This is a genomic window from Lactobacillus gallinarum (assembly GCF_002160635.1).
In the GTDB taxonomy this organism is placed as follows: domain Bacteria; phylum Bacillota; class Bacilli; order Lactobacillales; family Lactobacillaceae; genus Lactobacillus; species Lactobacillus gallinarum.
On sequence record NZ_NFKZ01000038.1, the window covers coordinates 1 to 14287 of the forward strand.

Annotated in this window: 10 protein-coding genes and 2 pseudogenes; 3 read left to right on the forward strand and 9 right to left on the reverse strand. The window is 36.1% G+C overall.

From position 1 onward, the window contains the following. Positions 1-148: 148 nt before the first annotated feature. The 7 genes and pseudogenes from B5E95_RS09275 to B5E95_RS09305 form a co-directional block, all read right to left on the reverse strand. Positions 149-1612, reverse strand: a complete 1464-nt coding sequence (locus B5E95_RS09275) for a UDP-glucose--hexose-1-phosphate uridylyltransferase (RefSeq protein ID WP_087236401.1) — start codon at positions 1610-1612, stop codon at positions 149-151. A gap of 21 nt (positions 1613-1633) precedes the next feature. Next, positions 1634-2800: a galactokinase gene (locus B5E95_RS09280; RefSeq protein ID WP_087236403.1), complete on the reverse strand. Its 1167-nt coding sequence runs from the start codon at positions 2798-2800 to the stop codon at positions 1634-1636. A 175-nt stretch (positions 2801-2975) separates the two neighbouring features. Continuing rightward, a pseudogene (locus B5E95_RS09285) lies at positions 2976-3293 on the reverse strand (amidohydrolase family protein); the annotation flags it as partial. Positions 3294-3473: 180 nt separating this feature from the next. Beyond that, the gene (locus tag B5E95_RS09290; RefSeq protein WP_241146353.1) at positions 3474-3731 is read right to left on the reverse strand and encodes a hypothetical protein; all 258 of its coding nucleotides are present in this window, start codon (positions 3729-3731) and stop codon (positions 3474-3476) included. A 124-nt stretch (positions 3732-3855) separates the two neighbouring features. Then, positions 3856-4572 carry a GntR family transcriptional regulator gene (locus B5E95_RS09295; protein ID WP_087236405.1) on the reverse strand — a complete coding sequence of 239 codons (717 nt, stop codon included), beginning with the start codon at positions 4570-4572 and terminating at the stop codon, positions 3856-3858. 151 nt (positions 4573-4723) lie between these two features. Beyond that, the gene (locus tag B5E95_RS09300) at positions 4724-5368 is read right to left on the reverse strand and encodes a nitroreductase family protein (RefSeq protein ID WP_087236408.1); all 645 of its coding nucleotides are present in this window, start codon (positions 5366-5368) and stop codon (positions 4724-4726) included. A gap of 484 nt (positions 5369-5852) precedes the next feature. Further along, positions 5853-7082 (reverse strand): IS110 family RNA-guided transposase, encoded by a 1230-nt coding sequence (locus B5E95_RS09305; protein WP_087236419.1) that lies wholly within the window; start codon positions 7080-7082, stop codon positions 5853-5855. 729 nt (positions 7083-7811) lie between these two features. Here B5E95_RS09305 and B5E95_RS09315 point away from each other — a divergent pair. Next, positions 7812-8024: pseudogene (locus B5E95_RS09315) on the forward strand (helix-turn-helix domain-containing protein); the annotation flags it as partial. A 99-nt stretch (positions 8025-8123) separates the two neighbouring features. Here B5E95_RS09315 and B5E95_RS09320 read toward each other — a convergent pair. Further along, positions 8124-10523 (reverse strand): phosphoketolase family protein, encoded by a 2400-nt coding sequence (locus B5E95_RS09320; RefSeq protein WP_087236410.1) that lies wholly within the window; start codon positions 10521-10523, stop codon positions 8124-8126. A gap of 201 nt (positions 10524-10724) precedes the next feature. Here B5E95_RS09320 and B5E95_RS09325 point away from each other — a divergent pair, with 201 nt between their 5' ends. Together B5E95_RS09325 and B5E95_RS09330 are read left to right on the forward strand one after the other, a co-directional pair. Next, complete coding sequence (locus tag B5E95_RS09325) at positions 10725-11573, forward strand: helix-turn-helix domain-containing protein (RefSeq protein ID WP_087236412.1); 849 nt, start codon at positions 10725-10727, stop codon at positions 11571-11573. A gap of 124 nt (positions 11574-11697) precedes the next feature. Then, complete coding sequence (locus B5E95_RS09330) at positions 11698-12807, forward strand: ABC transporter ATP-binding protein (protein ID WP_087236414.1); 1110 nt, start codon at positions 11698-11700, stop codon at positions 12805-12807. Positions 12808-12865: 58 nt separating this feature from the next. Here the strand turns inward: B5E95_RS09330 and B5E95_RS09335 are convergent, their stop codons facing one another. Then, on the reverse strand, positions 12866-14134 hold the full coding sequence (locus tag B5E95_RS09335) for a glycoside hydrolase family 27 protein (RefSeq protein WP_087236416.1): 1269 nt from the start codon (positions 14132-14134) through the stop codon (positions 12866-12868). Positions 14135-14287 lie beyond the last annotated feature (153 nt).

The window sequence follows — 14287 nt, forward strand, 5'->3', positions numbered from 1 at the left end:
TCATGCCCTAAATCAGATATTTAACTCGATTCTCCGGGAGCCATTTCCCGATTAGGCCTGTATTTCAAAATAAAATTGCTTAAAATCGTTGATAACACTTGACTTAGAGTAGAAAAAGCGAGACCCTCAAGATCTCGCTTCAATTACTTTACTTAATCTTTTTGGTTAAAGCTGTAATAAATTTATCCCAGCCTTCATCACCGTCTGCATCATTCTTAAACACGCCAGCATCTTGAAGAACTTGTTCAAATACTTCGACAAGTGATTGCTGCATTACTTGATCAACATTGTCCCAGCTAATTTCGTTTTCAGCCTTAACTTGATCAGCCCATTCTTTATGACTAGCAGCCATATTGTTATCTTCACCCAGCCAGTATTTCTTTACTTCTTCAAGTTCACTCTTAAGACGTCCTGGCAAAATAGCACGACCCATTACTTCAATTAAGCCGATGTTTTCCTTCTTAATGTGCCATAACTTTTCGTGTGGGTGGAAAATGCCCAAAGGATATTGATCACTAGTATTGTTATCACGCAAAACTAGATCGAGCACGAAGTTCTTGCCTTCACGGTGCATGATTGGCGTTACCGTGTGGTGACGAGTCTTACCATCGTAAGCTTTAATGCTGCGTGCAGTGTCTGAATAGTTATCCCAGAATTTGATAATCTTTGCACCAAGGTCAATTAAGTCAAGTGAATTTTCACTAGTTAAACGCAAGTCGCTCATTGGCCAGTCAACGATCCCAGCCATTACAGTTGGGTATGAATCAAAGACAATGGTCTTCTTGATGCCTGCCTTCATCATTGGGAAGGTATGACGACCACCTTGGTAGTGCTCATGTGCTAACATTGAACCACCAACAATTGGCAAGTCAGCGTTAGAACCAACGAAATAGTGTGGGAAGATCTTTTCAATTTCTACCAAATTAATTAAAGTTTGTTGATTGATTACCATTGGAATATGCTTTTGATCTAAGAAAATACAGTGTTCATTGAAGTAAGCGTATGGTGAATATTGGAAGCCCCAGGGCTTACCTGCAATATTCATCCGAATGATTCTTAAATTAGAACGGGCATTTTTACCATAGCCACCTAAATAGCCTTCATTTTCAAGGCAAAGTGCACATTGAGGATACTTCTTGCCTGTGGCATGAGCTGCTGCAGCAATAGCCTTAGGATCTTTTTCAGGTTTAGATAAATTAATCGTAATTTCTAAGCCATGACCTTTTGAGCTAGTGCCGGAGAAGACAACATTTTTGGCAATAGCCTCTTTTTTAACATAATTATTGTCTTCACATAATTTATAAAACCAATCTGTAGTCTTCTCTGAAGACCTTTGCATTTTTTGCCAGAAAATACTATTAGTCTTAGATGGTGTTGGCGTTGCTAAATCATATAATTGATCATTCAGGACTTCACGTGAAGTGATGTCGTCAGGAATTTTTTCATTCTTAACGGCCAGGTCAACTAATTGCTTGGCAGCTGGCTTATCGTTTTCTTCTTCATCATGATCACCAACTAATCCTCTAATTTTGTTAATAACATATACTCGATCTAATGGCTCGTAAGCACCGCTATTAATAACTTCATCCGCAAATTTTTCAATAACCTTCATAACTTTCCCTTCTCACACTAATTAAATTCTCTTAGTACCATCAACGATTTCTGCATCATAGAAGCTAGCATCATAACCGATTGTATCGCGGTAAATCTTACCAACATTCTTCTTAAAGTTCTCAGCCTCTGACTTCTTAACAATAGCAATTGCACTACCGCCAAAGCCACCGCCGATCATTCTGGCACCGAGCACTCCAGGTTGTTTCCATGAAGCTTCTGCCAAAGTATCAAGCTCTTTACCAGTTACTTCATAATCATAGTGAAGAGATTCGTGAGAAGCATTAATTAAACGACCAAGTTTTTCAAGATCGCCGTCTTTCATTGCTTGAGTTGCACGTAAAGTTCTTTGATTTTCACTAACTGCATGACGCGCACGTTTAATTTCTGTTTCATCATTGATGAGGTAAGAATATTCATCAAAAGCATCGTTATCAAGTTCACCTAATGCCTTAATATCAAGCTTTTGTTGCAACTTTTTAAGAGCACGACCACATTCAGCAACCCTATCATTATAAGCAGAATCAGCTAAAGTATGTGGTTTATTAGTTGCCATGATAATAATTTCGTAATCGCCTAATGCAAGTGGCATGTATTCATACTTTAAGGTGTTGCAGTCTAAGAAAATTGCACTATCTTTTTTACCCATAATGCAGGCAAATTGATCCATAATTCCTGAATTTAAGCCGACAAATTCATTTTCAGTTCTTTGACCCATCTTGGCTAGGCTAACGCGATCAACGTCTAAGTTAAATTCATCTTTCAAGATGATTCCCATTAACATTTCAATGGCTGCACTAGATGAAAGACCTGAACCTGATGGCAAATTAGCTTCGATATATAAGTTAAAGCCATGATCAATGCCATTATATTTCTCACGTAAATAAGTGATCATACCCTTGAAATAGTTAGCCCATAAACGGTCTTCATCTTTTTCAGCAGTTGTATCATCAATATCAAATTCGACGATATCACCATCAACGTTGCCTGAGAAAAGACGTACTTTCTTGTCTTCTCTTGGACCATAGACTCCATAAACACCTAAACTGATTGCGGCCGGAAAGACGTGTCCACCGTTGTAGTCAGTGTGTTCTCCAATTACATTAATTCGACCTGGAGAGAAAAATACGTCCTTTGCCTTTTCGTTAAAAGTTTCTTCGTATTTCTTAAGTAGTTCTTCTTTATTCATAGTTTTTACCTCAAGTTTTATTCTGTAATCGTTTTCAAGTATTAGTATATACTCTTAGCTCTATTTAGTAAATAGTTTACTAGGATAAATAAAACATTTAATTAGGTAAACTAAAAAAGCCAGACGTTTGTCTGCAAAAAAATAGCCTTTGCTCACACTAAGACCATTTTGCTTATTAAAATTTTCTTTCACCATGTTGATAAACTTGTTTATCAGCTTGTTCAACTGCAGATACGTCTTTTAACGGATTATCTTTCAGCACTAAGAAATCTGCATATTTTCCTACTTCTAAAGAACCGTAATCTTGATCAATCTTAAGTAATTCCGCAGATCCTAAACCAGCCGCGCAAAGTGCTTGATAATTGCTAGCACCAGCTTTAGTTAATTCGGTAAGTTCTTTAGCCGTATCTTTAAGTGGATTCATGAAAGTACCAGCATCAGTCCCCAAAGCTAACTTCACACCTGATTCAATAGCTTTTCCTACATTCTTATAAAGAATGCTGCAAGTCCAAATAGAACATCTGTCATGTGCTCTGTTCTGTCTCTAAAGAATCTGGTTGAGACTTTCCAACTGAAAATTACTACTAGAAGCAACGCGAAAAAAGTTTAATATACCGTTAGAAACCAAAGCGATTAAGTTTGCTACAGTTTGCAGTCCATGTTCAAATCCACTTTATTGCCAAGTGGCCCAAGATCCGGAAATTAAACGACCTAATTGAAGGCCTTGCTTACCGAAAATTAAACCATTCATTGAGTCTACGATAACATTTTGGATCATGATACCGAAACCGGCAATCATAGTCGTAGCTGCGACAAGTACAAATGTATCACGCAGCGTTAACAATAATCTGTTACCGGAAATTTTTCCGGCAATTCTGATAAAACCATTTTCGAATTTCTTTAAACCCGATGGCGTCGAATTACTATTCATAATTTCTCTCCCTCTTTTTGTAACCGCCTACATCTCACTTGCAAATATATGATATAACATATTTTGCTTCGTCAATATTGTTATAACAAAAAGAGAGAATTTTTATTATTCTCTCCTTTTAAATCTATAAGACAATTGCTTCTTTTATTGGAAATTTTGTTATGCGGTAGAAAGTTTCGTTCCATTCAAACGCCCGGCCACCACTCAAACATGATTTTTGCAGCCATTTAAGTAGTGGTTCCTTTTCTTCAACTTGACCTTTTACTTCGCCTTTAGCAATCAAATCCTGATCAGCATGAACTAAGGAAATTTCGCGTGTTGCCTTAGCAGGCTTAACATTAAGTTTTTGTTGGATTAATGGATATATTGAAGATTCCATCATTCCCATATTCAGGCCTTGGATTACTTTGGCAGGAATACAAATTTTTTGAAAAGCCACAAGTTGCTTATTTGTTGCCATTGCTGCTCGTTTTATTGTATAGACGATATCATATGGCTGAACATTTAAGGCTTCTGTGATTTTTGGAATTACTTGCCCTACTTCAAAATCAAGCAATTTCAATTTGTACTTTTTAAGATTGATTAATTCCAATTGATTTGAATCTACTGTAGCATGCATTAAATTACGTTCCTTTACATAAGTGCCTGCACCTTGGATTCGATAGATTAGGCCTTGGCTTTCCAACTCTTTCATAGCATTACGAACCGTGATGCGACTAACATTGTATGATCTTGCTAGATCGAATTCTTTAGGAAGTTGATCATTAGGTTGATATTCCCCTGTTTCAATCTCATGTTTTAGCTTTTCTGCGATTGCTAAATATTTAGGCGTATCTTTCATATTCTCATCTCAATTCATGATTTGTTATATCATATTTGTTCTAACATACTTGCTTTTTTAGTGCATGTATATCATACCGTATGATTTTTATTTTGGTTTACAAAAAAAGAGATAGGTATTCAACCTATCCCTAATCTTTGTTTTTTCTTATCTATTCATAATCAACCAATTCTGAAAGTGGATATCTAGTAGTTGTAATCTCATCTTCAGCCTTTGGATCGTGCTTACCAATCGCAATTGCCATTACTGGTACGTATTGCTTAGGATCAAGTCCCATCACGGCTGCAGCCTTTTTAGCATCATAACCTGCCATCGCATTAGTGTCATAACCGTGCTCACGTGCAATCAACATAAATTGCATGGCAGCAAGTGAAGAATCAACCATCGAATCCGCAACTAACATTTCTTGTGGTGCCTTTTCATATAGTGGCATGAATGTATTTAAAGCCGCTTCCATTGCTTCCTTAGTTACTTTCTTTTCTTCATACATGCTGTGCCATAATTGACTGTATTTCTTGAAAGCCAACGTGTTACCGAAGAATAGGACTATGGCAGAGCTATTATCAACTTGCGGGAAGTTAAAAGGCATAAAGTATTGGTGCAGCTTCTCTCTACCCTCTTTTGTATCAACAACTATGAATTTCCAGGCTTGCAAATTGCATGCGGAAGGAGCAGTGATAGTTTCTTCCAGTATTTCATTCATTTCTTCATGACTAATTTTTATGGATGGATCAAATCTACGTACTGAATGTCTTTCAGTCAAAATTTTATGAAAATCATTATTTACTATACTCATTTTTTAAGCCTCCATCGTTATTTCTTATCGCTTACATCACTAGTATAAAGCATATTAGTCATAATGTCGCTCTTATATTATTGAAAAAGGCGTAAACAAAAAGGATAAATAACTCCCTTTATTATCTAGATATGTACTATAATAATATTAGATTTAGCTAATGAAAGTTAGCTATTTCGATGACTACATTTTCATCTCTGATATAGTCACGTTTTTCCAAACATCCTAGTGCATTGGAAATAATGATGCACTTGTTCGCATATAAAAAGACCACTGATTTATTCCGTCAGTGGTCTTTTTTCTACCTTAAGTCAAGTAATAATCAGTGTTTATTGCACTATTTTTTTAGTAAAGTTAGTGCGAATAAGGTCAAGACATAGCTGACTTAAGATATTTAAATGATTAAAAGGCAACGCAAAGAAGCCTATGAATTCTTGTAGTTTTTTCATAGACTGCTATACTAAAGTTGATTATTTGATTTCAACTAAAGTCTTTGGTTTTTGGTGGCTATGTTGTAATCATATAATTGATTATGAGTTATTAATGCAAATAGTGTGCGTATTAGTTTATGCATGCTTGCAATGGCAATCTTCTTATAGCCTCGGCTATGAGAAGATTGTTTTTTCTTGTCATAATAATCAGTTATATGGCAGGGCTGAACAGCTTTTACGGACTCCATTTGAGTAATCGAATGATACAATATTTTTCTAGCTATGTGATTGCCGTGTTTGGTGATACCTAAGTGACTATCTTTTTCACCAGATTGATAACGTCCTGGATCAATTCCAACAAAAGCATCAATCTGAGCAGAAGTATCAAACCGTCTCAAATCTCCAAGTTCTGCGATTAGTCTTACTGCAGTAGTTAGTGCAATGCCTGGAATGCTTAGGTACATAGTTAACGCACGGGCATTAACTTTTTTAGCTAGCTTTTCCATGTAATCAATTACTTGAGTTCGTTCATCATTTAAAGAAATTAAGTTAGAAATATTTCTTTCGATAGCTCTTACAGTAATACCATCCTGCCTGTCATAAGGATATGCTTGTCTAGCATAGCGATAGAGTGTAGCGGTCAGAGTTTGCGCTCTTTGATGCCCAATTCCGTGAAGGGACAACAATTTTTGCATAACTTGGGTTTCATTGAGGTTCAACACACTCTTGGCATGTGGGAACATACTAACAATATCCCAATAAATTGTCCCTGTTGGATTTGATAATATGCGCTCTATTTGCGGAAAAGTAGATTGCAAGTTGCGATGAAGCTGATTCTTATTAACTACTACTGCTTTAGTGAGCTCTTCGTAATACCGACTAGCATTTTGAAGTTCATGATATTCCCTGGATTGAGGTTTTTGAAGCCTTTGAGGAGCATTAAATTGAATTAGCGCTAGACGATAAGCATCAACCTTATCAGTCTTGTTATGACGCAAGTTATTGTCCATTAATTTTTTTGCTTTTAAAGGATTAAGTCTTAAATACTTAATATGATAGTCTTCTAGAAAAGCTTGTAAGCTTAGCGAATATACACCAGTTGCCTCTAAAACAACCAATGGAGTTATCAGATACTGATTGAGATGATCATATAATTTCTGATAGCCAAAAGAATCATTAGTGATTGTGAAAGTAGCGCCTTGCTTAATACGATCCATTACAACACAAACAGTAGAAGATTTACTGCTAACATCAATGCCAAAGATAACATTTTGTTTCATAATTCTAGCCTCCAAGTGAAGACAAAAAGCTTTATCGAACTATTCTATTCTCATTTTCTAAACACGGCATCAAGTGCCTACAGACTTCGATAAGACTTGTAAATAGGCGGTAAAGCAGTCCGTTTATTTTACGACATCAAGTGTCAAAAAAGTCCAAGACTTTCTTTGCTTTATCTTCACTTTATATTTTAAGCAAAATAAAAGTGCCAGATCATAAATCCGTCGATCTATGATCTAACACTAGGTTAGTCTGTTTTCTACATCTATTATCTAAAAATACCGCTGGTTGATTGAACTAGCGGTATTTTTGATTTTTATTTATTTTGCCTCAAATCAAACAAATCAGCGGGCATCATTTGATCAAATTCGTCTTCTGAAGCCATTAAATCCTGATAGACACGTGATTGGAAAAACAAATTTAAAGCCTGTTTAGGATAAATGTTTAAGCGCCTAACAATTAGATCACTAGTAGCTTCAGCTAATTGATGATGAAATTGCTTTTCACTAATTTCTGGGGGTCACTTAAATCCCCTTATCTGCAAGCTATATAATACTTCATATGATTTTTTAATAAATAGAAGCTGTATTTATTTAACATTTTATATTAACTAAATTTCTCTCGCCGATTGCAAAATGAAGTTGGACATTTCGGCTTAAATTAAAAAAGGTCATTGAACCTTGTCTGATAGAATGTTAATAACTACAAAAACTTCTAGAAAACAAGGTATTCAAATGAACCTTTCTAATAATTCTACCATGATTAAACATTCTCGTGGAAAACATTTAAGTTATGAAGAACGTGTTTTGATCCAGATTCGTCGTAAAGATAATAAATCTATGCGCTATATCGCACGTGAACTAGGTTGTTCACCGCAAACTATTTCAAATGAAATTAAACGTGGCACTGTAAGTCTTTATCATGGGTCAGTTAAACGCTATAAAGCAGAAGTTAAAAGAAAGCTTCTTAATTAGAATATTTCTATTAAAAAGAGACTAGCTTACTCATTAAATAAGTAAACTAGTCTCTTTATTCTTATTTTTTGATTACTTCAAGCCTGACCATTGCCATTCGGTTACCTCTGGCATATCTTTACCATTATCGCGAATGTATTGGTGGTGCTTTTCAAGCAAGTCATCCATATGACTAATGAAGTCCGCATTCTTACCCTTTAGCTTATCGATGCTTTCAACCGCATCTTTAGCCAAATCGAAGCGGTCAAGATGGTTCAAGACCCGCATATCAAATGGAGTAGTGATATCACCATTTTCTTCGTAGCAGTGAATATGAACATTGTAGCGCTTGCGAGCGAACCAAATTGATTCCATCATGCTCTTGTAGCCGTGCCATGCAAAGATTACTGGCACATCCTTAGGGAAGAGACGGTCGAATTCTTCAGTTGACAAGCCATTCTTGTTGTCCTTTGGATCCATGAGCTTCATGACATCAACTACATTAATGTAGCGAATCTTGAGGTCTGGGAATTGATTATGCAAAATATCGATCGCTGCCAAAGTTTCAATCGTTGGTTCAGTTTCAGTTGAGGCAAAGACAACGTCTGGCTTAGCGCCCTTGTCAGTTGAAGCCCAATCAATGTAGCTTAAGCCCTTGTCGACCAGCTTTTGAGCTTCTTCAATTGAGAACCATTGTGGACGAGGCTGCTTAGAAGTTACCAAAACATTGATGCATTCTCTGTCCTTCAAAGCCTTGTCGCCAACTGCCAAAAGCGTATTAGTGTCTGATGGCAAGTACTCATGAACAAGGTCTGGACGATTCTTTTCGTATAAGTGAGTCAAGATGCCTGGATCTTGGTGAGTGTAACCATTGTGGTCTTGTTGGAAGACAGTTGAGGTTGCGACAAAGTTAAGTGATGGGTAGTCATGACGCCAGTATTGTTCTTTAGCTTTTCTTAACCACTTCATGTGTTGGGTAAGCATTGAATCAACTACACGACCAAAGGCTTCGTAAGTTGCGAAGAAGCCATGACGACCAGTCAAAACATAGCCTTCCAGGAAGCCTTGATCTTGGTGTTCTGACAATTGCGAGTCAATTACGCGGCCGCTTGGAGCCAAGTTTTCATCATTTGGCTCATGCACTTCTGGTTCCCATTGACGCTTTTGATTATCCAAAAGTTGGAACAAACGGTTTGACTTAGATTCATCAGGACCAAAGCCGCGGAAAGTGGTTGGGTTAAGCTTAGCAACTTCATCTAAGTATTTAGCCCATTCAACCATGTCTTGAGCTTCCATTGAACCTGGCTTGTCAAACTTCAAAGCAAACTTGCGGTAGTCTGGCAAGTTAAGGCGCTTAGGATCAAGACCACCGTTAGTAATTGGGTTCATCGCCATACGGTGGTCGCCTTCAGCAGTGTTTTCAGTAACAATTTCCTTAGGTGAACCATCTTCGTTGAATAATTCTTCAGGCTTGTAGCTTTCAAGCCAATCAGTAAGCATATCAGCGTGTTCCATATCGCCTTGAGCTACTGGGATTGGGATTTGGTGAGCCCGGAATGAGTTTTCAATTGGGTTGCCATCAAGATCCTTCTTTGGACCAGTCCAACCCTTAGGGCATTGGAAGATAATCATTGGCCAGTGTGGCAAAGTAGCGTCATTGTTTTCACGGGCATGCTTTTGAATAGCCTTAATTTCTTCAATGACTTTATCCATAGTCTTAGCCATTTCTTCGTGAACCTGCATTGGGTCCTTTTCACCGTCAAAACGGCCACCCTTAAAGACTGAAACAAAGTGTGGATCCCAACCCATGCCACGGAAGTATTCAGTCAATTCTTCATCGCTCATGCGGGAAACAATGGTTGGGTTAGAAATCTTGAAACCATTAATTTGCAAGATTGGCAAAACTGCACCATCTTTGATTGGGTTAATGAACTTGTCGCTAAACCATGAAGCAGCTAATGGACCAGTTTCAGCTTCACCATCACCAATTTCAACAGCGGCAATCACATCTGGATTGTCCAAAACAGCACCAGTACCGTGTGAAAGCGAATAGCCTAATTCCCCACCTTCATGAATTGAACCTGGAGTTTCAGGAGCAGCGTGAGAAGCAACACCGCCTGGGAAACTGAAGCGTTTGAATAGCTTAGCCATCCCCTTTTCATCCTGGGTAATCTCTGGGTAACGTTCAGTATATGAACCATCAAGATATGAGTTAGAAACCATTACCTGACCACCGTGACCTGAACCCTCAATATAGAACATGTTCAAGTCATACTTCTTAAGCACACGATTCAAGTGAGCATAAATAAAGTTCTGTGGTGCAATAGTGCCCCAGTGACCAATTGGCTTAGGCTTCACGTCTTCGGCAACCAACGGGGTCTTCAGAAGTGGGTTCTTCATTAAGAACAACTGACCAACTGACAAGTAGTTGGCTGCGCGCCAATATGCATCAACGCTCTTTAAATAGTCTTTTGAGTCATAATCAACTGCCATCTTATTCTCCTCTTAATAACAATTTGTTGTTTTTGAAATCGATTTCATTATATGATATATATTAATAAATTTCAAATAAATTTATAAATTATATTGTTTTTATTTTTAGTTAAACATTGTTTTACCTATAAAAATGTTTAACAATAATTATATAAAAGCTTATTAAAGTATTATTCATTGTAGAAATATGAGGTAATAACCATGAATTTCAATCAGATTAATCAACTATATCCTAATGCATATCTGAGTGTAGAAAAGCCCCTTTCTAATGCTGTATATTCCTGGCCTTTTAAAAATAAATGGTTAAGTATTCCGAAATCTGATCTTAATTTAAATGAAGTTGCTTTATTATCACTTCTATTACCCGAAAATCAAAATGATTTATCATCTAATCCATGGATTCAGTTTCTCAAGCATGTAGGCAAACAACCCACATTTATTGGCAAAATTCGTTTTTTATATTTTCAAATAGACACTCGTCATACTGATATTTCTCTTTGGTTAGAAGTTTTAAAAAACATGTTCAATACCAAAATATTAGCAGCCTTTGCTATCGAACCAAACCAATATTGCATAGTCGAAAAATTTGATTCTACTAGTTATTCATCTAAAGAGCTTGTTGGTGTTTTACAAACTATTGATGCTGATATAGGAAGTAATACTAAATTATTTATTGGTCGAAGCTGGTCTAGTGATGACAATCTTATTAGCTATTACACAGAAGAAAAGAAAATATTTCAGTCATGTGTTGACCAAGTAATCTCTACTGTATTCACACTACAGGAAATAGCCTTACCCTATTTCGCCAAAAGTAAACTACAGAAAAGTAACATTATTCTTTTTTATCGAAAACATATTTATCAAGATAAGCAATTACCTAATATAATCAAGACGCTTTATCAAAATCAAGGCAATATTTCTTTAACCGCTAAAAAACTGTATCTTCATCGTAATACTCTTCTGTATCATCTTGACAAAGTTAATCAAAATTTAGGATTAGATCTTAAGCAAATGGATAATTTACTGCTAGCATATATGGCTTTATTGTAAATTCATCTGATAAATTAATAGTGCACAAAAATTTGTATGGATTTTTGTGCACTATTTTATTGAATCTGTTAAACCGCTTACATTATACTTAAAGTACAGTTAGTAAACGAAAGGAATTATTACTATGGTTAAAATTGATATGGATCATATCTACAAGAGATATGAACACAATGAAAATTATTCAGTAAAAGATTTCAACTTACATATTAATGACCAAGAATTTATCGTCTTTGTTGGTCCATCAGGTTGTGGTAAATCGACTACTTTAAGAATGATCGCTGGACTAGAAGATATTAGTAAAGGGACTTTAAAAATTGGTGGTGAAGTAATGAACGACGTTGCGCCTAAAGATCGCGACATCGCCATGGTATTCCAGAACTACGCTTTGTATCCACACATGACAGTCTATGACAACATGGCTTTCGGTTTAAAATTACAGCATGTTTCAAAAGAAGAAATTGATAAAAAAGTTGATAAAGCTGCCGAAATTTTGGGCTTAAAGCAATATTTAAAACGTAAACCTGCTGCATTGTCTGGTGGTCAACGTCAACGTGTTGCCTTAGGACGTGCGATTGTACGTGATGCTCCTATTTTCTTAATGGACGAACCTTTATCCAACTTGGATGCTAAATTACGTGTTACTATGCGTGCCGAAATTGCTAAATTGCACCAACAATTAAAGACTACTACCATCTATGTAACTCACGACCAGACTGAAGCAATGACTTTAGCTGATCGAATCGTGGTCATCAAAGACGGAGTACAGCAACAAGTTGGTACTCCAATGGAAATTTATAATAAGCCTAAGAATGTCTTTGTTGCCGGATTTATTGGCTCACCTGCTATGAACTTCTTCCATGTTACCCTTGAAAATGGTAAGATTCATGACAAAGATAAAAACTTTAATATTCCCGTCCCAGAAGGTAGATTAAAGAAATTAATTGACAAAGGTTATGACGGTAAAGAGTTAATTTTTGGTATTCGCCCTGAAGACGTTCATACTGAGCAAGTTTTCCTGCAAAGTTTTCCTGAGCAAGTTGTTGATGCTAAAGTTGTTGTTTCTGAACTTTTGGGTGCTGAAACTCAGCTATACTGTAATGTTGGTAATGCAGAACTTGTTTCAAAAGTTGATGCACGTGACTTTACTAAACCAGGTGCAACTGTAAAAATGGGATTTGAAATGAATAAAGCTCACTTCTTTGATCCAAAAACTGAAGTTACCCTTGATGATTAAATTATTAACATATATGAGAAAGTCATTGAAAGCATATCAAGCTTTCAATGGCTTTTTCTTACTTTTCTTTCCATTTCAACAAGCAAACATCATGCTTTTCAACAACTATATCTTGATTTAATTGAATTTCTTTCTTTTGCCAAACATCATAAAATAGATTGTTCGTATTGACTGTCTTATTAAAATCACTGATATGACAACGCTGAGCAGAATTAGAAATATTAAAAACTGCAAGATATTTGGTTTCACTTACTTCCGCTTGCCAAATTATAAAATGATCATTGCGCTCTATTTGGTACGAATTTCTACTATGATTATCTAAAGCTAAAATGTCAGGATTAGTTAAAAGATCTAGTTCTTTCTTTTTAAGATTAGGTAACTCACTACCAATAATTAATGGTGAATGCAGTAAAGACCATAATGTCATTAAACTATGCAATTCAGCCAAGCTAAATTTACTTCTACGACTTCCGCCTACCGATCTAATTCCTATTTTACCTATTGGAATCATATCACAATCAGGCCAGGTCCCTGTTCGAACGACGGGTGACCACCCATCTGCTCTATTGAACATATTGAGTAATAGTTCCCAATCATCCCAAAAATCATCTGTAATTCGCCACATATTTGCATTTTGTATTAAAAACGATGCATCTTTGATAGGCGTAGGACCAGGTGAAAGTGACAATACTATAGGATGACCTACTTTATCAATTGCCTTTCTCAATGCACGAATTTCTTTTTCATGAGCATCATTTGTATATTTCGAAAAAGCAATATCATCACACTTAATAAAATCTACACCCCATGAAGCATATAATTCGATTAATGAATTATAGTATTTTTGTCCCTCTGGCATATCAACATTTACACCATACATGTCACTATTCCATGGACATATATTATTTTCAGCAATATCTTTTGCTGTTTTATTTGTGCCTTTAATTGGAACTTTTTGATAAACTGCTTGACGTGGAATACCTCTCATAATATGAATACCAAATTTTAGTCCTAAACTATGAACGTAATCTGCTAGAGGCTTAAAGCCTTTCCCATTTTTAGCAGAAGGAAAGCGGTACTCATCTGGTATTAATCTAGCATATTGATCCATTTTTAAAGTTGCAAAATTATGATATTCAGCTGAATCTGCAGTTGGCTCATACCATTGAATATCAACGACAACATATTTATATCCGTATTTTCTTAGATTTTTACTTAGATATTCAGCATTTCGTCTAACTTCTTTTTCTGTAACAGATGCACCATATACATCCCAACTATTCCATCCTTTAGGAGGTAGCTGGGCCCATTTTTGAAATTCTTTCATTTTTCGCCTCTTATATTAAAAAGCGACTGGGTTTAATCCAATGTCATTAAGTTAAGACATTGACAATTAATATTAGACTTTTAAAGCACTGATTTAACATTTAATTGGTTAAATTGGTGCTTTTTTCGTACAACAAATAAGGCATAGCACAGA